The organism is Janthinobacterium kumbetense, from assembly GCF_023703445.1.
Taxonomy (GTDB): domain Bacteria; phylum Pseudomonadota; class Gammaproteobacteria; order Burkholderiales; family Burkholderiaceae_D; genus Janthinobacterium; species Janthinobacterium kumbetense.
Window position 1 is genome coordinate 120,674 of record NZ_JAMQGR010000007.1, and the last position, 22,755, is coordinate 143,428.

The window sequence follows — 22,755 nt, forward strand, 5'->3', positions numbered from 1 at the left end:
TTATGTCGGACTTTCCTGAAACTGTTTTGCACTATCACAAATCTCATACCATGCAGGCTTGGAGCCAACATGCACATGGAATTGTATTCTTGCCTCAGGGTCATCATCCAGGCAATTGACTGAGATGGGAAATGAATCATTCTCTGAGCCAATTTCCCCTAAAGAAGTTCCGCATTTTTTGCAAAAAGTTCTTGCATATGTAAACGGAGGTTCCGGCTCATAGCGTTGAATGAATTCCCGTCCCGCCAGCAAGGTAAATGAATTTTTATCAACGAAGGCCAGGGTGCTCGCTCCGGCCTTCCGACAACGGGAACAGTGACACATGCCCATCATTGCCGGGGGGGATGTCAATTCAAACTTTACCGAGCCACAGCAGCAACTGCCTTTGATCATGAGGAGTCCTTTTTGAAAGTTGACACTGTATTTTTACACAGTATTTCCAAACAGACAAGGTACACATGATTCAGAAAGTACCGCGCGCGCAAGGCTGCCGCGCAGCGGGGAATTGCTGCCGCATCACCGGATACCGGCAGACCATTCTTGGCCATCAGGGCCAGATCATCTCCAGACCGACCATCTTGACGACGAAGAAGGTGACGAGCCCCAGGCCCAGGAGCGTGAGCACGAAGAGTGCGGCCACCTTGCCGCCCGCGCGCAGCACCGCGCGCGCCTCCTGCTCTTTCCCCTTCTTCCCTTGATCGTAATGCCACTTGATGGCGAAGAACATGCCCGTGCAAAGCACGAGAGCCTTGAACGTAACGAAGACTATAGGGGTCCAATCCATCATTTTGAGTATTTCCAGGTTTTATTACTTGACACTGTCTATCGTGAGGAGCACTTCCCCAAAACGCTGCTTCCGCAACTACGGTTCAAACCATCCCCCAGGGCATCCTGCGTGACTCTTTCATTATAGCCAGCTATGAAATATCAAGAGCACCGAGCGCCGTGATTTGCCGAATGCGGATGAGCGAGGTGAAAACGTCAGCGACGGCCATGCAAGGATGGTGTTGCTGCAGGTTCTGACACATACTACTTTAAAACAATATCCATACATTGAGACAAAATGTCCCAGTTGCAAACTATACAAGATTGAAACCTGACCATCTGCTTGCCGCGCCTGGCCGGGAATAATGGGCCGCGTTTGTTGCGGGTTGCGGAGGCGTTGCAGGCGGCGGTGGCAGAAGGATCGCTGACACCGGGTGACCGCCTGCCTCTGCAGCGCCGGTTGGCGGCACGTGTGCGTCCCCCTCGAATTACTCGGGAAAACCATTGCCAACTGCAATAGTAGCCGCCTTCACCGCAATCATTTCGGCCCCCGGGAGGCCCCTGTCAGCATTGGTCAGCACCGCCACATACAGCTGTTTCTCGGGCAGACGCAAAGCGTAGGTGGAAAAGCCGGGAATGCCGCCGCCATGTGACTGCATTGGCATGCCGCGCATCTTGCGCACGCTCCATCCGTAGCCATAGGGAACACTTTTGCCGTCGGCCAGGACATGGGCGGTAAACGCTTTCTGCTGGCTGGAAGGCTTAAGCAGTGTGCCGGCGCTGACGGCGGCATCCCAGCGCGCCAGGTCGTCCACCGTGGACACGAGCGCTCCGGCCGCGTACGGCAGCGTCATGCTGACCGCCTTACCTGGTTCGAAGGCGGAGCCGGCACTGCTGCGCGTATAGCCCTTGGCGCGCATCGCACTGCCACGCTCATGGCCTTCGTACGCGCTGTCGTGCATACCGAGCGGCACGAAGATGCGCTGCTCGACGAATTTGGCATACGACAGGCCTGAGACCTTCTCGATAATTGCACCCAGCAAGAAGTAACCTGAATTACTGTACGCATAGCGCGTGCCTGGCTCGAACTGGAGCGCATCGTTCTTGAAGCTGTCTATCATCTGACTCACCGTCTGATCCGTATTCATTCCCGCCTCAAAGGCCGGCTTGTTGGTAAAGTTTGCGATGCCCGAGGTATGCGTCAGCAGATGTTCGATCGTAATGCGCTTGCCTCCGCTGGGGTAGTCGGGAAGGAACTTCCGGATGTCGTCGTCCAAAGCCAGCTTGCCTTCATCCGCCAGCATCAGGATGCCGGTGGCGGTGAACTGTTTGCTGATGGAAGCGATGCGCATCACCGTGTCCGGGGTCATGGGCAGGCCCTTGGCCACGTCGGCCATGCCATACGCCTTGCGAAACACGGTAAGGCCAGCCTGCGTGACAATGACGGTGGCGCCAGGCTCGTTTGCCTTGAACAGGGGCGCGATCTCGCTGTCGATACGTGCGGCCAGCGCCACTTCTTCGCTGGCCCCAGTGACGCTTGCAGGAGCGGCGGTGGAGGCGGAGTCAGCGTGGCTGGCGGGAGCTTGCAGCACCAAAAGCAATGTCAGCAGCAGCGGTGAGGCGAGGCGACGCGAGTAAAGTTTCGACATATGGATATCCCGTTGAAAGTGGCTCGGCAGCGCGACCGTTCGCGCCAGCTCAGTAAGGAAGATAAAGAGGATGACGGCAAAGAACCAGCGGCTTGCGACGAACTGCGTTTTCGGCGGACAAGCGGAAGAAAAACGTCGTTTTTTTAGCACGCACCGGGCTGGTCGAACGGATAGCCGTTTTTGCCAGTATTTACTTGAACATACAGGCGCCTTGTTGCACAATCAGCCATTTTCCTGGTGGGAGATGCACGATGAGTGAGCAGAAAGCGGCCGGCGCCCTGACGATGGCAGATGTGACGGCCAGCGAGATCGCGGGCGATCAAACGCCGCAGCCGGCCAGTGCCGCGCACTTGGCGAACTGCGCCAACTGCCAGGCGCCGCTGGGCGGCGCGTTTTGCCAGGCCTGCGGCCAGCCGGCGCACATCCACCATTCTCTGCTGCACCTGGCCGAAGAAGTCGTGCACGGCATCCTGCACTTCGACGCCAAGGCTTGGAAGACGCTCCCGCTGCTGGTGGCCTTTCCGGGCCGCCTGACGCGCCGCTACATCGACGGCCAGCGCAAGAACTATGTTTCGCCGCTGGCGCTGTTCCTGTTCATGGTCTTCCTGACCTTCTTCGTCACCTCGTTCGGCAGCGGCCAGCTTCTCAGCCGCGACGCCAATATCGCCTCGCTGACCAACCACGCCGCGTCCGCCAAGCTCCGCGTCGAGCGCAATGAGCAGGCGCTGGAGGAGGCCCGCAAGGCCAATACCGGGGTCGCCGGTGTCGAGAAGGCGCTGGCCGTTTCGCGCAAGCTGCAACACGAAGCCGAGCAACGCCTGCTGTACGTCGCATCACCCGAAAAAGTGAACAGTGAGGAGGCAGTTGAGCTGAGAGAGCCCGGTTGGTTCGACAAGACTGTCTCCAGGATCGCGTCCAGCCCGCCCAATCCCGACGCCACTTTTCCGGAGCTGGAAAAAAGCTTTCATCACGCCGCAGAGAATCCCGAGTTGGCGTTTTACAAGCTCAAAAACACGATCTACAAGTTCTCGTTCCTGCTGATCCCGATCTCGCTGCCCTTCATGTGGCTGATGTTTTTCTGGAAGCCTGGCGTGACCATGTACGAGCATGCGGTGTTCGTGCTGTACTCGCTGTGCTTCATGTCCTTGCTGTTGACCGTGCTGATACCGCTATCGATACTCAACCAGGGCTGGCTGATCGGATTGCTGGTGTGCGTGGCGCCGCCCCTGCACATGTTTCTGCAGCTACGCGGCACCTACAACCTGGGCAAATGGGGCGCGCTGTGGCGCACTTGCATGCTGCTGGTAGTGGCCAACATCGTGTTTTGCGTGTTCATTGTGCTGGTGTTGATGAAGAGCGTGCATTAGGGTCACAAAAACAGGGGGATTCGGGGCGCGAAGGCGCCCTGCTCGCTTCCACCGGGAAATAAAGAAACCGCCTTCGGGCGGTTTTTTATTGCCAGGCGGAGCGGTGTAATGCGAATGACTAAGCTTTATGCGGCTTTTAGATGCCAAGCGACAACCGTACCTACTAAACTACCCACACCCGAATATCGGTGCATAAATACCTTGCGAAGACTAGGGTATCGACATCCCTCCGCATAAATTCCCATATCACAAGCTCTGCTCCTCACAACTATACACGGAGTTCAACTGGAATATTTATCATCGGTTTCACGGAATAGTCTGGCTTGCGATCCAGGAAACAGGCAACATCGGGAACGGGAACGGTCTGTGCAAATGTTCCTAGCCTTGTCTTGTGTTCGATCACATTGAGCAACACGGCATTCGCATGGGATAGGGCATTGATGTCCTCGCAAGCAAGATCGAGTGTCTCATATCGCGCATAGTAATCGCCCGGCTGATTGGCCCAGTAAATGCCAAACGCTGTGGCAAATTCGCACTTTGGTTGCGCTATGACCTGTCTTAGAAGCCATACGCCATTATGATAATTTTGATGCTGAGCGATGGCATGAAGCTGACATCCAGACAATGTCGAGAGATCGTTTTCTACTTCTTTTTTGAATGCTTGAATACCTATCTCTCTCTGCCGAGCATAGAAGCGATAAAAATCCTCCTCATCGTCGCCTTCCATCGCACTGTCAAAAACCGACTTATCCATGTCGTGGTAATAGGTGTCGCCAGCACATTTTCCTTTCAGTGCCAGGATTAAGATATCTTGCTCGGCATTCGAGCCGTTAGGCTGTTTAAGTCCCAGCGCTTTTGCCAGTTTTGTTAACATATTCACTCCTTGGAGTAGACGGTTTGATAAAACTTCAGGATGAGTAAATGCGACAAGTGGAAAGAAAAAAGTCGTTCTTCATGCAGCCTGCACAATATTGGCATCCACCAGTCTGACGGGCACTCTCGCAAGGTATGAAGTCCCAATCAAAATTTTTCTGAGGCATCGTTTTGAGTTCGCTGCTCAGCCTCTAACCTTTGTGGTTCACTCATATCCACCTTCATGCTTTCGTTCATCATTTCAGAGTCAACGATGCGAAAACTATAACCGTTTGCCAAGTCTCCCTGGTAATAAATCACTGCAGATATGTACTTACCACCAATAATTTCCCTATCTTTGTAAGGGAAACGGCTAGGACGATAGATGCCTACGGGTGTTCGCAACCCTCCCCAAAGAAACGAAATAAATTTCGACTCAGGATTCACATCAGTTGCAGGAACGACATCTCCAGAAGTTATTCTGGGCTGTCCATACTTGGCCACAAGCATAACAATAAGACTGTCTCGATTAATGGCGGTACTAAAACCCTGGTCAACAAAAACACTGGCCAGAAGATCTCCCTGTGCTTTGCCAGAAAAAATAAAACGCGCTGATATACAATCTTGTTGCAAATCACTGGTTGCCGCGGAGCGGCATGAATTATCTATAATTCCTTGATCATCTCCAGCCATGATCGCAAGAATATCAAATGAATTCTCTCTAGACTCCAACTTAACGCGAGGAAACTCATTTTCTGCTAATTTCAACACTTTATGCGACGCATCGCCGAGAGAAATATTGCGATACTGCAGCATCGATTCAGCTCCTACACCTAGAGGAAGTCCCAGTAAATAGATCGGCAAAAATCGCCGTACCCACCGAGGAAGGTTTATCATTTTCATAGCTATAAAATTATTCAATTATTGCATCACGCACATGGTTTTGCGATCCGCAAGTATAAAAATTGCCATCAAACCAAAGCTGACACTTAACGAAGCCACACATATTACACGCACGGCCTGCTCTGCGACGACCTGTTCGAATGGCAGGGGATCAGCACGGAATTGAACCGCAGCGCGAATACGCCGCAAGCTGCCTCGCCGTTCGCCAGCCTCGAATAGATTTGGACCACAAGTCCGCAATACAGACCCGCTAGGACACGCAGGCTGAGGGTCAGGCCGCCATTCAGACACCGACTGATGCGTCGGGTGCTGTGAAAGCCGGCTCAGTCGAAAAGCTAATTGGAACCACAAACGCGCGCCTGGGGCGCGCGAAGCTGCCGCGCAGCGGCAGCTGGTGGCGGATTCGGGGCGGGCTGAGCTGCTAAGCCTCGCCCTTCGAATCTCACGAACAATTTAACCCGGCACTAGTTTTCAAGTCTTCAAAATACTTCATACAGTTCAAATGCTTACGCGTAATTTTGTTCCGCACGCAATGTTTTTCCACCACCTTGCAACGCACTGTTTTCACCCCCCCCACACGGACGATGCGGAAACGTTTTTTTGTGCAAGTGTGGTCTGTACAGCCAGCGCTTAGTGGTCCGCGAAAGGAGGTAGTAAGTCTTGATCGACCAAACGGATTTCGATGGCGTTGGCTATCTTGACGTGCTCAGGGTTCTCGTCCGAGAACGGCACGTCGGTGACACTGACAATGATGGTGCCGATTTGTTTATCGTTATCCTTCTCGTCCGTGATCATCACAGGCACAAGCGCGCGGGCCTCTGGCACTTGCTGGACCGCCAGCACGCGCGGAAGGTAGAGCATCCAGCCTACGCCAGGCCGATCCTGGAATACCTGCTTCTCAAAATACTGATAGCGTGCGACATTGATGATGCTAGGTTGAAGACTACCGGCAATCATTGAGAGAAGCTCTATCACGCCATCAAGCCCCCCAAGACGTTGAATACCTTCGCCTTGATAATTAATCTCAAGGCTCCAGGCAGGCCAGTCCTCATCGTGAAACTGAAAAGTAATAGTCGCTCCATCGCCTTGCTTAAGTTCTCCATTCCATGCAGCAAAATAACGAATATTGTCGCCTTTAAACTCTGTTTCGAGTACCGCCTCGGCTGCAGGGGTGAGTTCTCCCAGGGCGTCGAAAGCTGGGTATCGAAGCGACTCCTCTTCGGTATCCCCCATCAGGAACCACTGTTTTCCCAGGGGATCAGTTTTTTGCAGAAATCGGACGATAGGCCCAATCTGTTCGACATTGGACCGGAAGGCTAACGATGTGCCGGGTGTCAGTTTTTTGAATGCGGCTTTTATTATGGTCATGATATTATGGAATGTGAAGGACGGATATTCCCAAACTGAGTAACTTTGGCTTCATATATCTGCAAGCCATCGCGGTTTGGAAGTAATACGTTAATGCGGCCGGTTTGTTTCTGCCTACGATTATTGATTGGGCCAGGGCCTGTTTCCCCATGTCAACGAAAATTTTTTCTTGAAAGGGGTATAGAAACTCACCTTCTCTATTAAAAAACTGATCGTATTCTGCTTTTGCCTCTTGCAACAAGCACATGCCAGATTTAAAGCCGTCGAAGTCTTTTCCTTCAAATAACCATTCCATGCCTGTAGGAAATCCCGTTATTCTGGCCTGATACTCCATCGAGTTTTGCGACATGTGGTGATTGACAGGCATAAGAGCACCACGGTCCGGCGGGCACTCTTTGCACTTTTCTTTTTCTTTCGTTGTGGCCTCCGTGCGCGCAATCGCGCCTGATTTAGCCTTATCGGCCTCTTCCTGGCGTTTGCGTGCCTGCTCAAGCGCCGCTTCGCCCGCAGCGCCGGCGGCGAGGCCGACACCGAGTGCAGCCAGTACACGCACTGCAACGGCCTCAACGACAGGAATGACGACAGGAATGAAAATTGCTGGCATCAGTTCATTCCCTGTAATTTGTTGCGCATGATTGCATCGATTTCATCTAGGCGCTGCTCCGGAGTCGCGCCGCGTTTACATAGATAGCCATTGACCAACGGATCATCATGAATACGTACGGCATCAGCAGACAGGTACATCAATCGCATAATGTGCGGCGTACTGGTGAAACCCACACGGGCAGCATAGTCATGCGCATTCTGCATACGTGCCAGAACGGCCTCCCGGCCGGGCTGTACAAGCATGTCAGGCCGGTTAGCAAGGAACTCATCGCATACCATTGAGACGAACTGGCGGGCTTCGCCTTGCTGCAGGGCCTGCCACTGTTCCTCAGTGAGCGTCAGCATGTTGCCTCCCGACCCAAACACGCTGCCCGTTGTGCAGCAGGTGCCACTCGTAAATATGGCTGAAAAATTCCTCCCGCTGCCCGGCATCGAGCGTCTGAGCAAGGTTGGCCAAGACGCGTGGGTCCCAAAAACGCAGCAAGGCGCTACGGCCATCCGGCAGGCGCACCTCCAGCCTCAGTTGCAACAGTTGCGCGAGTCCATCCAAGTCTTGTGGCGAGATCAGCCAAGACAGAGAAGGAGTATCGCGCTCAAGCGCAGTCAGCTCTTCGACAAAAGACTCCGCCACGCTGGCCACATCGACCAGCCAAGGCCCGGCATGCCTGAGCGCAGCGTCCGGGGTGCCTCTGAATAGGGGAAAAAGTCCGGTGCCGGCCAGTAGCCGCTTGTTGCGTTGGGTTTGGTACTGAGCACCATCCACCAAGGCGTATAAGTGTAGCTCGGGCATCGCGTCGCGTCGCTGTTCCCACCGAATTCTGACGTCAAGCATCGTCATTCGCGGATCACCACGGGACTGCCAACGTGGGCAGCCTTGAGCAGGCAATCAAGACAGATGCCCGACGATGTGACGGCCGCGATCTGAGGCGTGGCCTCCAGAGCTGCGATCTTGTCTTCGGCTGCCGGGTCGCCCATTGACGATTCGTCCGACCAGCTCGTGGTTATTTGGCCGGAAATCAGTTTCGCACCGCAAGCGGTCATATCCATGTGACGCGCATAGCCGTTGCCGCTGCCATCCACCAGGTCGCTCGGACCGGACTTGATGGCGAAAGCCCCCTTACATTTGGGACACACTGTCATGTCACCCACGCGCGCGACATACTTGCCGTTGATATCGACGGTGAGATCGGCGCTGATGACTGTGCCGCCGTGACTGGTCTTGTCGCCCAAGACGATGAGGGGTCTGTTCAAATGATGCTCCTGTATGGGATGCCGCCACGCGACAAGTTGCATTTATAGCATATTTTTTAAATATGCCTGATAAGCACGATTCAAAACTCATAGAACTGGCTCGCGAATCGGAGCTCAATGATTCAGCGCGTTAAAGCCGATATCTACTCGAACGCCGCACCGCACGAAAAACTGCTCAAAGTGCGTCAAAATGCGTCAAATCGCACTCCCCCTCTTCGCCCCGACACGCCAGTCCTCATGCGCCTTCGGCCATGGCGCACATTTGAGTCAAAAGAGCCCTAACTAGCGGGCAGGTGTGGAGGGGGGGACAACTGCGCGCGCCGGGCCGAAATGGGGATTTTTCTTACTTCCATAGCAATTCCATTCGTCCGGACGTGAAAAAGCCGCCTCGTGGGCGGCTTGTGCGGTGGCTGGGGCGCTCCGGCGCGGCGATGATCCGCGCCCGCCCCTGCCGGCTATCGTTGCGTGACGCTCATCCTGCGCGGCCGGCGCGGATCATCGCCGCCTGTTCCTTCTCGTAGTCGTCGCGGCAGTCCACATTGCAGAACAGCAGCGCGGGCGCCAGCGCCTCGTCGCAGTAGTGGCAGCAGCCATGCGCCACCAAGCCCGGCCGGCGGCGCACCGCGGCCAGCCAGCGCGCCACCTCGGCAAAGATGATCTTGTCCGTGTTGTCGATGTGGTCGCTCATGCCGCGCCCTCCCCGCTCGTGGCCAGGTCATACGGGGCGAAGCGCAACACCTCCACGCCGGCCCACTCGTTGATCGCCATGAACTGCGCCTGCAGCGGCACCAGCTCGTTGCGGGGGAAGATGCGCGCGGCCGGATCCACGGCTCCGAAGCCGCCGGCATTGTTCGGCAGGATGCCCACGAGCTGCGGCGGCACGCGGTGCGCGGCCAGTAGGTCGTCGGGGCAAGAGGGTCAGGTCGGCTATTCGGACACGGACTGATGCGTGGGGCGCTGTAGAAGCTGGCTCAGTTGAAGACCTAGTTAGAACCACGAACGCGCGCCCTCGGCGCGCGGGGCTGCCGCGCAGCGGCAGCGGGTGGAGGATTCGGGGCGGGCTGGGCCGGTAGGCCCAGCCCTTCGAATCTCACACGCAGGGCGCGAAGGCGCCCTGCTCGTTTCCGCCAGGCAATAAAAAACCGCCCGAAGGCGGTTTCTTTATTTCCTGGCGGAAGCGGTGTAATGCATACAGCTAGTATTCATGCACCTTATATGACCACCTTGTAGCAGGGTACCTACGCTTGTACCGTCAACGGAAAAGAAACAGAATTTTTAGATCTTTGACTTTTCCAGCAGCACGCTGTTGCCTGGTACCTGCGGCCTTCGAGCACGGGACGCAAGCGCAAGCTTGAGAAGCTCGCCATGAATCAAGTATTCACGCTGTTCTGGCCCGCTTTTCCGGTCAACAAATGCGAAAAACCAATAGCTCTGAAAACCAAAACTGCACGCTCTGCTTTTGCTTTGTAGGGCGGGCATTTATCATTTCAGACGCACTTCGCTCATACGACCGAGTCAGATTTTCGCTCCACAGTGTTGCTTCAACTTGGCGTGTGAACATCAAGCGCAAAAGCAGTCCCACCAAAGGCATCTCCGAGACACAAAAGAAGGGCAACCGTCCAAGATGCCTCATTGTGCTAACATAGCAGGTACAGCGGTGCGATCTCAGCTATAAATCATCGCCTTCCTAATCTTCCTCCTTAAGATTCTTCATGATTTCCCTGTGAATGGTAAGTGGCATCTTATTTACAACGAGAGCGCCTGCGAGGCCCGTTTTTTTTGCTGCAACGACAGTCGAGTTCTTCTGAGAGGTTGCAACAGCGCGTCCTTTCGTTGGATTGGCAGCTTTTACGTGGCCAAGCGCTTTCTTTTTAGCATCTCTGAGATTCTCACCCGCAACAATCATTTCCAAAATGTGTGGGTGATCGTCAGTTTGAACATAGACTCTGTACAATTCCATAAGTGCCTTTCGAAGAGTTGATATTGAGCAACAACAGCGTTACGCATATTACAACAGAATGGATGGACCCTGTACCATTCTCTCGGCATTTTTGGTAAAAGTATTGACGGCGTGTCGCGCCCGCATACACCGCAGATCATTGACGACCGGGCCGGCAACAGCCCCCATCATCACTAACCTGTTATCTTCGAACACCGGCATCTCCGGATCGGCGACGCCAGTGTCGCGAATCCCATCATGGCCCGTGCCATGCAGCGCAATAAACGCTTCAAGTTGACAGGCGACCAGCTGCACTGAACAACCAAAAGCCGCCAAAAAGAGAAAAATCTCACCGGAACGTCATCGCGACCGTTAAAATTTGACCTCGTAACGCCGTCCTTTGCGGAGCAGTCATGTTCACCGTAATAGCTGATCACGTTCGCCAGGATAAGCATTTTTGCAAGTTACCGCAAAGAAATAAATAATGATCTGAAGAAAGTAATAATAATGTGGGTTAATAAAGTCTTCAATGAAGATGCAATAAATGGTTTAACTCGGATTCCAGATGGCACAATTGATCTAATCCTCGCAGATCCGCCATATGGTCTCGGCAAAGATTATGGAAATGATTCCGACAAGCAAGAATCGAGTATTTATCTACGATGGATGGAGACTTGGCTCGATGCCGCCATTCCAAAGCTAAAGCCCAACGGAAGCCTCTTTATATTTCTGACGTGGCGCTTTTCACCTGAAATTTTTGTCATGTTAAAAAAGCGTATGACCATGATGAATGAGATCATATGGGATAGGCGAGTCCCATCAATGGGCGGAAGTACTAGAAGTTTTACATCTGTACACGATACCATTGGTTTTTTTGTAAAAAACAAAGGCTACTATTTTGATCTTGATTCAGTCAGAATTCCATACGACGCAGAAACGAAAAAAGCTCGTTCGCGTTCAATATTTGTCGGCGCTAAATGGCTGGAAATTGGCTGCAATCCGAAGGATTTGTGGAGCGTCTCGCGGCTTCACAAAATCCATCCAGAGCGCACTGATCATCCAACCCAAAAACCATTGGAAATTATCGAGCGCATGGTGAAAGTCTCATGCCCACCTGGCGGTACAGTTCTTGATCCATTTATGGGCAGCGGAACTACTGCGGTAGCGGCAAAACGTTTGGGGCGCAATTTCGTTGGATTCGAGCTAAACCCAGAATATTGCAAGATCATTGAGAGGCGATTGGCTTCATCGGAGGCACACATAGTTATTGAGAGCAACGAACCGCCTGATCAGCAGCGAGCTATACCTGCTAAATCAAGCAAAGAGAAAATAGATCAGGAAAGTAAGAAATTGACTCTTGACAGTCAAAGACAGACGGCTTAGGTCGGCGACCAATTGCTCTATTGCAACAACTTGGCGAATCAGGTCAAAAACATGACTGTAACGGCGTATTCTTTTGAAGCCGTACTAAATGGTCGCGCTAATCGAGAGCTGTAGATGCCCCTCAACACCAACATGTATGAAAGTGCGTCAAAATGCGTCAAATCGCATGCCCCCTTTTCGCCCCGCCGCGCCAGTCCTCATGCGCCTTCGGCCATGGCGCAAATTTGAGTCAAAAGAGCCCTATATAGCGGGCAGGTGTGGAGGGGGGACAACTGCGCGCGCCGGGCCGAAATGGGCTTTTTTCTTGCTTTCATAGCAATATCATTCGTCGGGACGTGAAAAAGCCGCCTCGTGGGCGGCTTGTGCGGTGGCTGGGGCGCTTCGGCGCGGCTGGGCTGCGCGGCCCTGCCCCGCCGGCTATCGCGGCGTGACGGTCATCCTGTGCGGCCGGCGCGCGCCTTGGCCGCCTTCTCCTTCTCGTAATCGTCGCGGCAGTCCGCATTGCAGAACAGCAGCGCGGGCGCCAGCGCCTCGTCGCAGTAGTGGCAGCAGCCGTGCGCCACCAGGCCCGGCCGGCGCCGCACGGCGGCCAGGCCGCGTGCCACCTCCGCGAAGATGATCTTGTCCGTGTTGTCGACGTGATCGCTCATTGCGCGCCCTCCCCGCCCGTGGCCAGGTCATACGGGGCGAAGCGCACCACTTCCACGCCCGCCCACTCGTTGATGGCCATGAACTGCGCCTGCAGCGGCACCAGCTCGTTACGGGCGAAGACGCGCGCGGCAGGCTCGACGGCGCCGAAGCCGCCGGCATTGTTCGGCAGGATGCCCATCAGCTGCGGCGGCACGCGATGCGCGGCCAGCTGGTCGTCGCGCGTGACGCTCTTGATGTTGAAAAACTCGTCCTTCGCGGCCACGTCCGACACGGGCAGGATCTGGATGCCGTCCTTCTTGCCGTTCGGCGCGTACATGAACAGGTTGCGGAAGTTGCCCGGCCCCTTGCTGTCGCGCATGGCCTGGCGCAGGTTGTCCACGTCCTGGGTGTTGGCGGCCGCGTCCGTCATATAGAAGACGAAACCGGCGTGCGAACCGTTCTTGTAGTACTTGCGGCGGAACAAAGTGGCCGCCTCGTTGAGCCAGGCCGATTGCAAGGCGCTCAGGTACTGCGGCACGCCATACAACTCCTGGTTCACGTCCGGTTCCATCAGGTGAAACACGCGGCCCTTGTCGAATTCGTGCACGGCCTGGTAGCCGTTCACGAAAAAGTAGGTATCCAGATCGACGCCGCGCCGCATGTACTTGGCCAGCGCATGCTGGTACGCCAGCGCCTTGCCGCTGCGGCTGGGCCGGTCTTCCAGGTAGGCATTACCGAACGTCAGGAAGTCCAAGGCCATGCGCTTGAAGGCGTCGCGCGACAGGTACTTGCTGGGAATCAGGGTGGACGCCAGCACGTTGGCCTTGAAGTGGATGGCGCTGCTGTGGTGCACGCCAGCGTTAAACGACTTGGCCAGGCCGGCCAGGTTGACGGGCGGCTCATACCAGTGGCCGTTCTTCCAGCATTCGAAACAGTCGAGAATGTCGGCGTGCTCGAGCACGGGCGTGGGATCGCCGAAGGAAAACGCCTCGATGCCGGCGGCGGCCGGCGCCGTGGCCGCTGTTGATGGCGCGCCTTGGGCCTGGCGGCCGCGCGCGCGCAAGTGTCGTGCTTTGCTCAAGAATAAATCTCCATGAAAGATTGGTGGTTGTCAGTGGTGCCTTCGAAGGGCTCGTGATCGAGGGCGTGCATGCAGGCCCACGCCAGATCGGCGTGGCCGGTTTCGTCGCTGCGGCCGGCGACATACGTCACATGCCGCCCGCTGGGGGTGAGGGTCTTGTGGATGGCCATGAAGGACTGCGCGATGTCGGTCCAGCCGGCGTCAAATTCCAGCCGGCCCTTGCTGATGATGTTTTTGGCCTTCAAGACCATGCGCGTTTTGACTTCGGGCGAGTAGTTCAGCGGCGTGACGGCCGGGAAGAAGCCGCGCACGATCGGCAGCACGCCGATGCCCATGCCCGTGGTATCGATGCCGATGTACTCGACGTTGTAGCGCTGGGTCATCTGGCGGATGGCGTCGGCGTGATCTTCGAAACTCTGCCCGCGCCACTGGTGTCGTTCCAGGATGCGAAACTTGCCGCCGGCCGTCATCGGCGGCGCCAGCACCACGCAGCCGGCGCTGTCGCCGTTCAAGGCCGGGTCGTAGCCGATCCACACGGGCCGGTTACCGAACGGGCGCAGGCCCAGCAACGGCTTGTAGTCGTCCCATTCGACCCAGGAATCGACCATGCAGCGCTGCAGCTCGGCCAGCGGGAAGACCGAGGCCGAATCGTCGATAAAGTTGCACATCAGCAGGTTGTCGAACTGGTCCGGGCTGTACTCGAAATTGCGCAGCTCGTCGATGTCGAACAGGTTGCAGCCGCCGCGCTCGGCATCCAGGATGGTGACGATCTGGCGCCATATCTTGTCCTCGCCCGTAAAGCCCGACGACAGGCGGCCGTGGCTCACATCGATGTTGACCTGATCCATCTTGGCGCGGCGCTTGTTGAACAGCTCGCCCGTCCAGAACGGGTAAGCCTGGTGCGTGGTCGAGGATGGCGTGGAAAAGTAGGTCTTGCGCCATTTCTTGTGGATGGCCATGCCCGAGGCCACCTTGTTCAACTCCTGGAAGTTCTGCGTCCAGAAGAATTCATCGAAGTAGAAATTGCCGTGGTAGCCCTGCGCCGTGCGCGCATTGGTACCGAGGAAGTACAGATGCGCACCGTTCGGCAGCACGATGGGGTCGCCCGTCAGCTCGATGCCGGCCGCCTCACGGGCGAATTGCACGATGTATTGCTTGAAGACGTGGGCCTGACTCTTGGAAGCGGACAGGAATATCTGATTGCGGCCCGTCTCCATGGCGTCGGCCAGCGCTTCGCGCGCGAAGTACCAGGTGGCGCCGATCTGGCGGGACTTGAGGATGGCGCGCGTGCGCTGGTCGCCGTTGCGATACCAGATCTTTTGATAGTCGAAGAGCGAATCCTGGAAGGCGTCGAGCAGCTGGATTTTCTGTTCTTCGCTGAAATCGTTGCGCGTCGGCTTCTTCTTCGGCCCCGCGTTGCGGTTCGCCAGCTTGGGGTTGAGATCGACCTCGTTGCCGCCCGGCTGCTCATAGCGGCGCACGCGCGCCATCTGCACGATGGTGCGCGCCAACAAATCGATTTCCTTGTAGTCGCTGCCGCTCTTGACCTCTTTTTCGATCAGTTTCACCAGGCGCAGCTCGGCCGACGCCTCGACGTGCTCGATGGCCTGCGCCTTGTCCCATTCGTCGCGCAGCTTCCAGCTATTGATGGTGCTGCGCTTGATGCCCAGGTGGCGGGCGATGGACGAAATGCGCCAGCCCTTCCAGTACAGGGCGCGCGCGGCGCGCCGTGGCTCGGACTCGGGCACGGCCAGTTCACCGATGATTTGGTCGGTGGTTTGTTCGCTTGTTTTCTCGATTGTCAGCATGCCGCCAGCGTAGGCCGCGCGCGCGCGGAGCGGGGGAAGGCAAAAGTCGCTATGGCCCATAGCAACCCGCAGCGCATTGAATCGCGGCGCCAAGACGTTGACCATGGCGTTATCCGATCAACCGAGAACGCCTACCATGTCCAAATCGAAATTTTTCCGCGTTGCCACCGAAGGCGCCACCACGGACGGCCGCAACATCGACCGCGCCACCATCGAACAGATCGCCGCCACCTACAACCCGAAAACCTACGGCGCCCGCATCTGGCTGGAGCACATTCGAGGCATCCTGCCCGACAGCCAATTTAAAGCCTACGGCGACGTGATCGCCGTCAAAGCCGAGGAAGTGGACACCGACAGCGGCAAAAAACTGGCCCTGTTCGCGCAGATCGAACCCACGCCGGAGCTGGTGGCCATCAACAAGGCGAAACAAAAGCTCTACACCAGCCTGGAAATTCAGCCCGACTTTGCCGACTCGTCACAGCCCTACCTGGTCGGCCTGGGCGTCACCGACAGCCCGGCCAGCCTGGGCACCGAGGCGCTGCAATTCTCCGCCAGCCGCAAGCAGCAAAGCACCAACCTGTTCACCTCCGCCGTCGAGGTGACGCTGGAATTTGACGAGCCGCAGGGCATCAAGCTGGCCGATGCCGTGAAAAACCTGCTGTCGCGCTTTTCGAACAAATCCGGCGCCGACGCCGCGCAATTCGCCGACATCAGCGAAGCCGTCGAGGCGCTGGCCGGCCACGTCGTCACCGCCAACGACAACTACGCGGACGCCGCGAAGCGCATCGACGCGGCCGAAACGGCATTGAAGGCCACGCAGGACGAGCTGGCCGCCTTCAAGGCGCAAATGGATGAAGCGCCCGGCAACGGCCCGCGCCGCCCGGCCGCCACCGGCAACGACGGCGCCGTGCAGACCGAGTTTTAAGCGCCCTCGCCCTTTCTTCCCCCAATTCAACAACGGAGCACTGATTTATGAAAAAGCAAACGCGCCAGGTCTTTGGCCAATACGAAACCCGTCTGGGACAGCTGAACGACACGGACAACGTGGCCAAGACCTTCAGCGTCACGCCCAGCGTGCAGCAAAAGCTGGAAACGAAGATGCAGGAATCGAGCGAGTTCCTGTCGAAAGTGAACATCATCGGCGTGTCCGAGCAGGAAGGCGAAAAGCTGGGCCTGGGCGTCTCCGGCCCGATTGCCGGCCGCACCAACACCAAAGACAAGGAACGCAAGACGCGCGACCTGTCCACCCTGGACGGCACCAAATACCGCTGCGAGCAAACCAACTTCGACACGCATTTGAACTATGCCAAGCTGGACGCCTGGGCCAAGTTCGCCGACTTCCAGTCGCGCGTGGCCAATGCCATTTGGACGCGCCAAGCGCTGGACCGCATCGTCATCGGCTTCAATGGCGTCAAGGCCATGGCCGACACCGATCTGGACGCCAATCCGCTGCTGCAGGACGTCAATAAAGGCTGGCTGCAGCACCTGCGCGAACTGGCGCCCGAGCGCGTGCTGGGCCTGGTGGCCGCCGGCATGCCGGGCAAGGTCATCATCGGCGACGCGACTGATGCGGACTATGCCAATCTGGATGCGGCCGTCACCGATGCCGTCAACCTGCTGGACCCGTGGTATCAGGAAGACACCAATCTGGTGGCCATCGTCGGGCGCAAGCTGTTGAACGACAAGTATTTTCCATTGGTCAACACCAAACAGGCGCCCACGGAAACCCTGGCGGCCGACATCATCATCAGCCAGAAACGCATCGGCGGCTTGCCGGCCGCGCGCGTACCCTTCTTCCCGGACAACGCCATCCTCATTACCCGCTTCGACAACCTGTCGATTTACTTCCAGGAAGGCGCGCGCCGCCGCCGCGTCGAAGACGTGCCCAAGCGCGACCGCATCGAGAATTACGAGTCGTCCAACGACGCCTACGTGATCGAAGACGTGGGCCTGGCCGCGCTGGTGGAAAACATCGAGCTGAAAGACAAGTGATGGCGAACCAGTCCCCCGCCCTGCGCCACCGCGCGCGCATGCTGGCCGAGCGCACGGCCGGCGCCGCCGCGCCGCAAGGCGTGACCACCGGCACGGCCTACGAGCTGATGCTCTACAAGCTGGCCGACGACCGCCGCCGTCTGAAGTCCATCCAGTCGGTCGAACGCAAGATCGAGGTCAAGGCCACCTTGCTGCCGGATTACGCGCAATGGATCGACGGCGTGCTGGCCGGCGGCAAGGGCGCCCAGGATGACGTCTTCGCCACCCTGCTGGTGTGGCACATCGACACAGGCGAGTACGAGCGCGCCCTGGTCATGGCCGAATACGCGCTGGCGCACAAGTTCACCCTGCCCGAGACCTACAGCCGCGACATCGCCACGCTGATGCTGGACGAGTTCGCCGAAGGCTATTTGCACGGCAAGCTGGCCAGCGACCCGCAGCACGCGGCCCAAGTGCTGGGCCAGGTGGAACGGCTGACGGCCGCCAGCGATGCGCCCGACCAGGCGCGCGCCAAGCTGCACAAGGCCATCGGCCTGGCCATGGTCGCCGTGCTGGACCAGGCCGACGACACGGACATCGCCCCGGCGCTGGTGGCGCAGGCGGAAACGGCCATGGCCCAGTTGAAACGCGCCCGCGCCCTGTCGGAGTCGTGCGGCGTCAAGAAAGATATGGAACGGCTGGAACGGCGCCTCAAGCGCGCGGCTGGTTCCACGTAAAGAGCATCCCCCGCAGCACGGCGGCACGGGGGGATTCTGGCCACGCATCGTCAACGATATTGACCTGATGAACCCCGTCCACCGCCCCTTTTGAAAGCGTCCCGTATGTCCTTCATGGCCCTGCCCCCGTCCATCCCGCCCGGCACCACGCCGGCGGCGCCAGCGCCTGTCCCCGGCGTCATCGAGAACGACGGCTGGTTTCCCGACATCTTTCTCACCGATGTGCGCGACGCCATGCGCCTGGACGGCACCGTCACCGATGCGCGCCTGGTGCAAGCCGTGGTCGATGCCATCCTGCAGGTCAACCGCGAGCTTGCCGCCTGGCAGGGAAAGCAGGCCGCCGCAGGTATCGCCGCCCTGGTGGACGTGCCGGCCACGCGCATCAACCGCGAATCCCGTTTGCTGGCGCAGTACCGGCGCGCCGTCTACAGCACGGCCAAAGCGGATCTGATCGAGCGTTACCGCGACTACGACAGTACGGCCACCTCCGTCAGCGACAAGAAAAGCATGGAATGGCTGGACGAGGCGCCCGGCGCGCAGCGGCGCAATGCGCAATGGGCCATCGCCGATATGGTCGGCCGCACGCACCTGACCGTGGAATTGATCTGATGCAGGTGCGCACGCGGCAGCACGACACGGTAGACGCCCTGGTGTGGCGCTACCTGGGCGACGGCGCGGGATACGTCGAGCAAACCCTGGAAATCAATCCCGCGCTGGCGCACCACGGCGCCGTGCTGCCGGCCGGCCTGGTCGTCACCCTGCCCGAACCGGCGCCCAGCACGGGCCAGCTGGCCGCAGCCGATCTTGTGCAGCTATGGGATTAACGCAGCAATCCATCTTTTTACCCTCATGAAAAATCTATCTAACTTCACCCCGGAGAATCAAGCAATGTCCGCAGAATCGTTTGGTGGTTTCGCCACCCTGGTCAAACTGTACGGCTTCAAGGCGGCGCTGGGCATGGTCGGCGCGGCCATGCTGTACATCGTGCTGCCGCCGTTGAATAGCGACGGCACCTTCAACAAGGGCGAATTCGTCGCCCGCCTGGCCTGCGCGGGCGTGTTCTCGTGCCTGCTGGGCGGCACCGTGTATCAGCTGCTGTGCGCCCAGCTCCCCGCCATCGGCGCCATCGTCAACGCGTCCGCCATCGACCTGATCGTGGGCGCGCCCGGCTGGTGGGTATCGCGCGCCGTGGCCCTGTGGTTCCAGCGCCGCAGCGACAAGGACATCGCCGAGCTGGTCAAAGACGCGAAGGAGCATTGATGGCCACCACTGAAAACCCGCTGATCGCGCGCACCATCGACGCCATCCTGCGCGCTGAAGGCGGTTACGTGAACGACCCTCTTGATGCGGGCGGCGAAACCAATTACGGCATCACCGTGGCCGTGGCGCGCGCCAACGGCTACACGGGGCCGATGCGCGAGCTGCCCGTGGCCGTGGCCCGCGCCATCTACACGGCCCGCTACATCACGGAACCGAAGTTCGACCAGGTGCTGGCCCTGCATGCCGGCATCGGCGCCGAAATGATCGACACGGGCGTGAACATGGGGCCGCACCGCGCGGCCGAGTTCCTGCAGCGCTGGCTGAACGGTTTTAACGACACGGGCACACGCTACCCCGCCCTGTTCGTCGACGGCCGCCTGGGCGCACAGTCGCTGGGCGCTCTTGCATCCTTCCTGAAATGGCGCGGCCAGGATGGCGCCACCGTGCTGCTGCGCGCCTTGAACGGTCTGCAGGCGGCGCGTTACCTGGAAATCACCGAGGCCAACAAGACCCAGCGGCGTTTTCTGTTCGGCTGGATCAAGGAACGGGTGACCATGTGACCACGACCGCTTGGCGCCCGCTGGCCGCCTGCCTGCTGTGCGGCGCCATCGCGGGCTGGACGACGCAGGGCTGGCGCAAGGACGCCAGCATCGCCGAACTGCAACGGGCGGCCGCGACCAGCAAAACCAATGCCGCCACCGAACTGGCCCAGGCCACCACCCGCGTGCTGACGCTGGAGCGCGCCGCTGGCGCCGCCCTAATGCTGCGCGCCGACCACCTCACCCAGGAGCAAACCCATGCGAAAACCGAGCGTGACCGTTTTAACTATGACGTGCGCAGCGGTGCTGTGCGCCTGTCAATCCCCGTCGCCAGCAGCCAGTGCGCCACAGTTACAGATACCGCCACTGCCGCAGGCCATCGGAACCAAGCGCGCGCCGAACTTGACCCAGCGACTGCGGCAGCTCTTGACACCATTGCCGGCGACGGCGACGACGCCACCCGGCAACTGAACGCCTGCATCGACGCCTACAACCTAGTACGAGACACCTACCATGTACAAACCGAATAGCCTGCGCCAGCACCTGGCCGCCGCCATCCCCGACCTGCAGCGCGACCCCGACCGCCTGCTGGTCTTCGCCGACGAGGGCAACGTGGTGGCCACCGCCACCGGCTCCCTCTCCTTCGAATACCGCTTCAAGCTCAACCTCATCGTGACCGATTACGCGGGCGACGCCGACGCCATCATGGTGGCCCTGATCGCCTGGCTCAAAGTCCACCAGCGCGACCTGATGGCCAACGAGGAAGCGCGCAAGCATGGCATCGCCTTCGAGGTGGATTTCAACAACCATGAAACGGTCGACATTTCCATCAAGCTGGACCTGACCGAGCGCGTGGCCGTCAAGACCGGCGAGGCCGGGCGCCTCGACATCAAACACCTGGCCGAAATACAGCACATGCCAGCCTACGCGGACGAGTTCTGGAAACTGTATGACGGCGACACCCTGCTGGCCGAATGGCGCACGCCCGAGGCCACGCCATGAGCGACGACCTGCACGCTTTGGAGGCCTGGGCCGGCGCCCTGCTGGCCAAGCTGCAGCCAGCCCAGCGCCGCGCCATCAATCACAAGGTGGCCATCGACCTGCGCCGCAGCCAGGCGCAGCGCATCAAGGCGCAGCAGGGACCGGACGGGACGGCCTATCCGGCGCGCAAGCGGCGCAAGGAACTCAAGGGGAAGAATGGGCGCATCAAGTGGCAGAAGGCGGCGATGTTTGCCAAGATTCGCACCGCCAAACACTTGAAAGTGAAGGCGAACGGTGACCAGATCGAAGTCGGATTCTTTGGCTGGGTGGCGCGCGTGGCGCATGTGCATCAGTTTGGCCGGCAAGACCGCATGTCAAAAAAGGGCCCACTGTACAAGTACCCGGAGCGGCCGCTGCTGGGCTTGAGTGAGCTGGATCGGACGTTGATACGCGAATCACTCCTAAATCACATGAAAAAAGCTAAGATGTTTTAATGAAAACTCCAACTGACATTAGTTATCAGATGAGTTACAGTCCTATAATACCTGCGCTGAGCGACAAAAAATTGACGTTTGAAGTCCATTTATCAGGTGGCTACCATTAAATAACAAAGGATAATCATGCTACTTAACAGGCAATAAAAATATTAAAAATATCCTTTTCGTATCATCATACGCACCAAAAATGAGAATACATTATGGCAATCGAAAATCAATACCAGAAAATATTTCGTTCCAGAGTCGAATCGGCCTTACTTAAAGCTGCTGCCACATCAAAAATATCGCATCAAGGCGTAAAAGGATCGATACTTGAAATACTCATCGCCGACCTTTTCTCCCCACTACTACCAAGCGACATAGGTGTTGGAACAGGCCAGATAACAGATAGCTATAGTGGAATATTATCAAATCAGATTGATATTATTTTATATGATAAATCTATTCTCCCTCCAATATTTTTTGATAGAAAACTAGGAATTTTTCCTATTGAGTCCGTCCTATATGCAATTGAAGTAAAGACAACATTAAACATAAAAGAATTAAGGCTAGCTCATGAAAGTGCAAAAAATTTGCATGATAATTTTTTTTATAGACCAGGACAACAAGATAAGGACGGAAATGAAATTAATCATAAAATAGAAAGAGTTCGCTCTGCTATTTTTGCTCTCCGATCTGACTTAAAAGGAACAGGAATTACGGAAGCTCAGCGTTATAAGAATATCTACTCTAACGAGTATCCTTTTATTCGAGCCATCTGTATTGCAGGAAAAGAATATTGGTATGAAAAAGAGGACGAATGGATTGGAACAACTAAGCAAAGCGGATATGACGAAATCTTGGCCTTCATTGGCGGAGTAACAAACACATACCGCAGAATATCAGAGAGTAGAGGGCGCCCTTCTTTAGGTCATTACATCATTCCAAATCTAAGATCAACGACGCGAGAAAAACACACTAAGAACTTTTCAATTTTTGTTACATGTGAAAAATGTGGAATAAGTGGAGAATTTACTCCCATAGTTCCAAATATGGATTTAACAATAAATGGAGCAATAATAGCAGAGAAAAAATGTCCTTCATGCAGCGGGCCTATGAAATCAAAACCCGGGAACTATCACTTTATCGATGGAAAAATTGCATCACAATAGTTTGGCTTAAGTTCATT

General features: G+C 57.0%; 29 protein-coding genes and 1 pseudogene. 13 read left to right on the forward strand and 17 right to left on the reverse strand.

Going from position 1 to position 22,755, the window contains the following annotated elements:
- The 3 genes from NCG91_RS19295 to NCG91_RS19310 form a co-directional block, all read right to left on the reverse strand.
- Positions 1-393, reverse strand: a complete 393-nt coding sequence (locus NCG91_RS19295; protein ID WP_251350834.1) for a GFA family protein — start codon at positions 391-393, stop codon at positions 1-3.
- A gap of 154 nt (positions 394-547) precedes the next feature.
- The gene (locus tag NCG91_RS19300) at positions 548-787 is read right to left on the reverse strand and encodes a hypothetical protein (protein ID WP_077401383.1); all 240 of its coding nucleotides are present in this window, start codon (positions 785-787) and stop codon (positions 548-550) included.
- A gap of 466 nt (positions 788-1,253) precedes the next feature.
- On the reverse strand, positions 1,254-2,564 hold the full coding sequence (locus tag NCG91_RS19310) for a serine hydrolase domain-containing protein (RefSeq protein ID WP_251350835.1): 1,311 nt from the start codon (positions 2,562-2,564) through the stop codon (positions 1,254-1,256).
- A gap of 134 nt (positions 2,565-2,698) precedes the next feature.
- On the opposite strand from NCG91_RS19310, the gene NCG91_RS19315 reads away from it, so the two are divergent.
- The gene (locus NCG91_RS19315; protein ID WP_251350836.1) at positions 2,699-3,781 is read left to right on the forward strand and encodes a DUF3667 domain-containing protein; all 1,083 of its coding nucleotides are present in this window, start codon (positions 2,699-2,701) and stop codon (positions 3,779-3,781) included.
- A 268-nt stretch (positions 3,782-4,049) separates the two neighbouring features.
- Here NCG91_RS19315 and NCG91_RS19320 read toward each other — a convergent pair whose 3' ends face one another.
- From NCG91_RS19320 to NCG91_RS19370, 11 genes and pseudogenes are all read right to left on the reverse strand, one after another.
- A complete protein-coding gene (locus NCG91_RS19320) occupies positions 4,050-4,655 on the reverse strand; it encodes a DUF4274 domain-containing protein (RefSeq protein ID WP_251350837.1) in 606 nt (201 codons plus the stop codon).
- A 146-nt stretch (positions 4,656-4,801) separates the two neighbouring features.
- Positions 4,802-5,449: a hypothetical protein gene (locus NCG91_RS19325; protein ID WP_251350838.1), complete on the reverse strand. Its 648-nt coding sequence runs from the start codon at positions 5,447-5,449 to the stop codon at positions 4,802-4,804.
- A gap of 717 nt (positions 5,450-6,166) precedes the next feature.
- The gene (locus tag NCG91_RS19330; RefSeq protein ID WP_099664945.1) at positions 6,167-6,904 is read right to left on the reverse strand and encodes an immunity 52 family protein; all 738 of its coding nucleotides are present in this window, start codon (positions 6,902-6,904) and stop codon (positions 6,167-6,169) included.
- A gap of 4 nt (positions 6,905-6,908) precedes the next feature.
- Positions 6,909-7,508 (reverse strand): Tox-REase-5 domain-containing protein, encoded by a 600-nt coding sequence (locus NCG91_RS19335; protein WP_099664946.1) that lies wholly within the window; start codon positions 7,506-7,508, stop codon positions 6,909-6,911.
- Positions 7,508-7,855 (reverse strand): hypothetical protein, encoded by a 348-nt coding sequence (locus tag NCG91_RS19340; RefSeq protein WP_251350839.1) that lies wholly within the window; start codon positions 7,853-7,855, stop codon positions 7,508-7,510. The genes NCG91_RS19335 and NCG91_RS19340 overlap by 1 nt, the downstream gene beginning before the upstream one ends.
- Positions 7,839-8,348 (reverse strand): DUF4123 domain-containing protein, encoded by a 510-nt coding sequence (locus NCG91_RS19345; RefSeq protein ID WP_099664948.1) that lies wholly within the window; start codon positions 8,346-8,348, stop codon positions 7,839-7,841. Before NCG91_RS19345 ends, NCG91_RS19340 begins: the two co-directional genes overlap by 17 nt.
- Positions 8,345-8,761 carry a PAAR domain-containing protein gene (locus NCG91_RS19350; RefSeq protein ID WP_099668180.1) on the reverse strand — a complete coding sequence of 139 codons (417 nt, stop codon included), beginning with the start codon at positions 8,759-8,761 and terminating at the stop codon, positions 8,345-8,347. The genes NCG91_RS19345 and NCG91_RS19350 overlap by 4 nt, the downstream gene beginning before the upstream one ends.
- 472 nt (positions 8,762-9,233) lie before the next feature.
- Positions 9,234-9,449 carry a hypothetical protein gene (locus tag NCG91_RS19355; protein ID WP_251350840.1) on the reverse strand — a complete coding sequence of 72 codons (216 nt, stop codon included), beginning with the start codon at positions 9,447-9,449 and terminating at the stop codon, positions 9,234-9,236.
- A pseudogene (locus NCG91_RS19360) lies at positions 9,446-9,667 on the reverse strand (phage portal protein); the annotation flags it as partial. The gene NCG91_RS19355 and the pseudogene NCG91_RS19360, both read right to left, overlap by 4 nt.
- Positions 9,668-10,448: 781 nt before the next feature.
- Positions 10,449-10,721, reverse strand: a complete 273-nt coding sequence (locus tag NCG91_RS19365; protein ID WP_251350841.1) for a hypothetical protein — start codon at positions 10,719-10,721, stop codon at positions 10,449-10,451.
- Positions 10,722-10,769: 48 nt separating this feature from the next.
- Positions 10,770-11,015 (reverse strand): hypothetical protein, encoded by a 246-nt coding sequence (locus tag NCG91_RS19370; RefSeq protein ID WP_251350842.1) that lies wholly within the window; start codon positions 11,013-11,015, stop codon positions 10,770-10,772.
- A gap of 192 nt (positions 11,016-11,207) precedes the next feature.
- Between NCG91_RS19370 and NCG91_RS19375 the strand changes: the two genes are divergently transcribed.
- Positions 11,208-12,083: a DNA-methyltransferase gene (locus tag NCG91_RS19375; protein ID WP_251350843.1), complete on the forward strand. Its 876-nt coding sequence runs from the start codon at positions 11,208-11,210 to the stop codon at positions 12,081-12,083.
- Between the two features lie 434 nt (positions 12,084-12,517).
- Here the strand turns inward: NCG91_RS19375 and NCG91_RS19380 are convergent, their stop codons facing one another.
- From NCG91_RS19380 to NCG91_RS19390, 3 genes are read right to left on the reverse strand one after another with little or no spacing between them, the layout of a single operon-like run.
- Positions 12,518-12,733, reverse strand: a complete 216-nt coding sequence (locus tag NCG91_RS19380) for a hypothetical protein (protein WP_251350844.1) — start codon at positions 12,731-12,733, stop codon at positions 12,518-12,520.
- Positions 12,730-13,794, reverse strand: a complete 1,065-nt coding sequence (locus tag NCG91_RS19385) for a phage portal protein (RefSeq protein ID WP_251350845.1) — start codon at positions 13,792-13,794, stop codon at positions 12,730-12,732. The genes NCG91_RS19380 and NCG91_RS19385 overlap by 4 nt, the downstream gene beginning before the upstream one ends.
- Entirely contained in the window at positions 13,791-15,602 is a 1,812-nt protein-coding gene (locus tag NCG91_RS19390; RefSeq protein WP_251350846.1) for a terminase ATPase subunit family protein, read from the reverse strand. Before NCG91_RS19390 ends, NCG91_RS19385 begins: the two co-directional genes overlap by 4 nt.
- A 136-nt stretch (positions 15,603-15,738) precedes the next feature.
- Here NCG91_RS19390 and NCG91_RS19395 point away from each other — a divergent pair, with 136 nt between their 5' ends.
- The 11 genes from NCG91_RS19395 (at position 15,739) to NCG91_RS19445 (ending at position 22,738) form a co-directional block, all read left to right on the forward strand.
- Positions 15,739-16,527: a GPO family capsid scaffolding protein gene (locus NCG91_RS19395; RefSeq protein WP_251350847.1), complete on the forward strand. Its 789-nt coding sequence runs from the start codon at positions 15,739-15,741 to the stop codon at positions 16,525-16,527.
- Positions 16,528-16,574: 47 nt separating this feature from the next.
- Positions 16,575-17,594 (forward strand): phage major capsid protein, P2 family, encoded by a 1,020-nt coding sequence (locus NCG91_RS19400; RefSeq protein ID WP_251350848.1) that lies wholly within the window; start codon positions 16,575-16,577, stop codon positions 17,592-17,594.
- Complete coding sequence (gene gpM, locus NCG91_RS19405; RefSeq protein WP_251350849.1) at positions 17,594-18,310, forward strand: phage terminase small subunit; 717 nt, start codon at positions 17,594-17,596, stop codon at positions 18,308-18,310. The genes NCG91_RS19400 and gpM overlap by 1 nt, the downstream gene beginning before the upstream one ends.
- 105 nt (positions 18,311-18,415) lie before the next feature.
- Positions 18,416-18,919 carry a head completion/stabilization protein gene (locus tag NCG91_RS19410; protein ID WP_251350850.1) on the forward strand — a complete coding sequence of 168 codons (504 nt, stop codon included), beginning with the start codon at positions 18,416-18,418 and terminating at the stop codon, positions 18,917-18,919.
- The gene (locus NCG91_RS19415) at positions 18,919-19,134 is read left to right on the forward strand and encodes a tail protein X (protein ID WP_251350851.1); all 216 of its coding nucleotides are present in this window, start codon (positions 18,919-18,921) and stop codon (positions 19,132-19,134) included. Before NCG91_RS19410 ends, NCG91_RS19415 begins: the two co-directional genes overlap by 1 nt.
- Positions 19,135-19,198: 64 nt before the next feature.
- Entirely contained in the window at positions 19,199-19,570 is a 372-nt protein-coding gene (locus NCG91_RS19420; RefSeq protein WP_251350852.1) for a hypothetical protein, read from the forward strand.
- Complete coding sequence (locus NCG91_RS19425) at positions 19,570-20,130, forward strand: glycoside hydrolase family 108 protein (protein ID WP_251350853.1); 561 nt, start codon at positions 19,570-19,572, stop codon at positions 20,128-20,130. Before NCG91_RS19420 ends, NCG91_RS19425 begins: the two co-directional genes overlap by 1 nt.
- Positions 20,127-20,639 (forward strand): lysis system i-spanin subunit Rz, encoded by a 513-nt coding sequence (locus tag NCG91_RS19430; RefSeq protein ID WP_251350854.1) that lies wholly within the window; start codon positions 20,127-20,129, stop codon positions 20,637-20,639. Before NCG91_RS19425 ends, NCG91_RS19430 begins: the two co-directional genes overlap by 4 nt.
- A complete protein-coding gene (locus NCG91_RS19435) occupies positions 20,623-21,111 on the forward strand; it encodes a phage tail protein (RefSeq protein WP_251350855.1) in 489 nt (162 codons plus the stop codon). Before NCG91_RS19430 ends, NCG91_RS19435 begins: the two co-directional genes overlap by 17 nt.
- Positions 21,108-21,584, forward strand: a complete 477-nt coding sequence (locus NCG91_RS19440; protein ID WP_251350856.1) for a phage virion morphogenesis protein — start codon at positions 21,108-21,110, stop codon at positions 21,582-21,584. Before NCG91_RS19435 ends, NCG91_RS19440 begins: the two co-directional genes overlap by 4 nt.
- Before the next feature lie 203 nt (positions 21,585-21,787).
- Positions 21,788-22,738 carry a DUF6602 domain-containing protein gene (locus NCG91_RS19445; protein WP_251350857.1) on the forward strand — a complete coding sequence of 317 codons (951 nt, stop codon included), beginning with the start codon at positions 21,788-21,790 and terminating at the stop codon, positions 22,736-22,738.
- The last annotated feature ends 17 nt before the right edge of the window (positions 22,739-22,755 follow it).

Bases quoted from the DNA above. Each gene is read 5' to 3' on its own strand.
- NCG91_RS19295 (WP_251350834.1), bottom strand. From the start codon at position 393: ATGATCAAAGGCAGTTGCTGCTGTGGCTCGGTAAAGTTTGAATTGACA.
- NCG91_RS19300 (WP_077401383.1), bottom strand. From the start codon at position 787: ATGATGGATTGGACCCCTATAGTCTTCGTTACGTTCAAGGCTCTCGTG.
- NCG91_RS19315 (WP_251350836.1), top strand. From the start codon at position 2,699: ATGGCAGATGTGACGGCCAGCGAGATCGCGGGCGATCAAACGCCGCAG.
- NCG91_RS19320 (WP_251350837.1), bottom strand. From the start codon at position 4,655: ATGTTAACAAAACTGGCAAAAGCGCTGGGACTTAAACAGCCTAACGGC.
- NCG91_RS19325 (WP_251350838.1), bottom strand. From the start codon at position 5,449: ATGCTGCAGTATCGCAATATTTCTCTCGGCGATGCGTCGCATAAAGTG.
- NCG91_RS19330 (WP_099664945.1), bottom strand. From the start codon at position 6,904: ATGACCATAATAAAAGCCGCATTCAAAAAACTGACACCCGGCACATCG.
- NCG91_RS19335 (WP_099664946.1), bottom strand. From the start codon at position 7,508: ATGCCAGCAATTTTCATTCCTGTCGTCATTCCTGTCGTTGAGGCCGTT.
- NCG91_RS19340 (WP_251350839.1), bottom strand. From the start codon at position 7,855: ATGCTGACGCTCACTGAGGAACAGTGGCAGGCCCTGCAGCAAGGCGAA.
- NCG91_RS19345 (WP_099664948.1), bottom strand. From the start codon at position 8,348: ATGACGATGCTTGACGTCAGAATTCGGTGGGAACAGCGACGCGACGCG.
- NCG91_RS19355 (WP_251350840.1), bottom strand. From the start codon at position 9,449: ATGAGCGACCACATCGACAACACGGACAAGATCATCTTTGCCGAGGTG.
- NCG91_RS19365 (WP_251350841.1), bottom strand. From the start codon at position 10,721: ATGGAATTGTACAGAGTCTATGTTCAAACTGACGATCACCCACACATT.
- NCG91_RS19375 (WP_251350843.1), top strand. From the start codon at position 11,208: ATGTGGGTTAATAAAGTCTTCAATGAAGATGCAATAAATGGTTTAACT.
- NCG91_RS19380 (WP_251350844.1), bottom strand. From the start codon at position 12,733: ATGAGCGATCACGTCGACAACACGGACAAGATCATCTTCGCGGAGGTG.
- NCG91_RS19390 (WP_251350846.1), bottom strand. From the start codon at position 15,602: ATGCTGACAATCGAGAAAACAAGCGAACAAACCACCGACCAAATCATC.
- NCG91_RS19395 (WP_251350847.1), top strand. From the start codon at position 15,739: ATGTCCAAATCGAAATTTTTCCGCGTTGCCACCGAAGGCGCCACCACG.
- NCG91_RS19400 (WP_251350848.1), top strand. From the start codon at position 16,575: ATGAAAAAGCAAACGCGCCAGGTCTTTGGCCAATACGAAACCCGTCTG.
- gpM (WP_251350849.1), top strand. From the start codon at position 17,594: ATGGCGAACCAGTCCCCCGCCCTGCGCCACCGCGCGCGCATGCTGGCC.
- NCG91_RS19410 (WP_251350850.1), top strand. From the start codon at position 18,416: ATGTCCTTCATGGCCCTGCCCCCGTCCATCCCGCCCGGCACCACGCCG.
- NCG91_RS19415 (WP_251350851.1), top strand. From the start codon at position 18,919: ATGCAGGTGCGCACGCGGCAGCACGACACGGTAGACGCCCTGGTGTGG.
- NCG91_RS19420 (WP_251350852.1), top strand. From the start codon at position 19,199: ATGTCCGCAGAATCGTTTGGTGGTTTCGCCACCCTGGTCAAACTGTAC.
- NCG91_RS19425 (WP_251350853.1), top strand. From the start codon at position 19,570: ATGGCCACCACTGAAAACCCGCTGATCGCGCGCACCATCGACGCCATC.
- NCG91_RS19435 (WP_251350855.1), top strand. From the start codon at position 20,623: ATGTACAAACCGAATAGCCTGCGCCAGCACCTGGCCGCCGCCATCCCC.
- NCG91_RS19440 (WP_251350856.1), top strand. From the start codon at position 21,108: ATGAGCGACGACCTGCACGCTTTGGAGGCCTGGGCCGGCGCCCTGCTG.
- NCG91_RS19445 (WP_251350857.1), top strand. From the start codon at position 21,788: ATGGCAATCGAAAATCAATACCAGAAAATATTTCGTTCCAGAGTCGAA.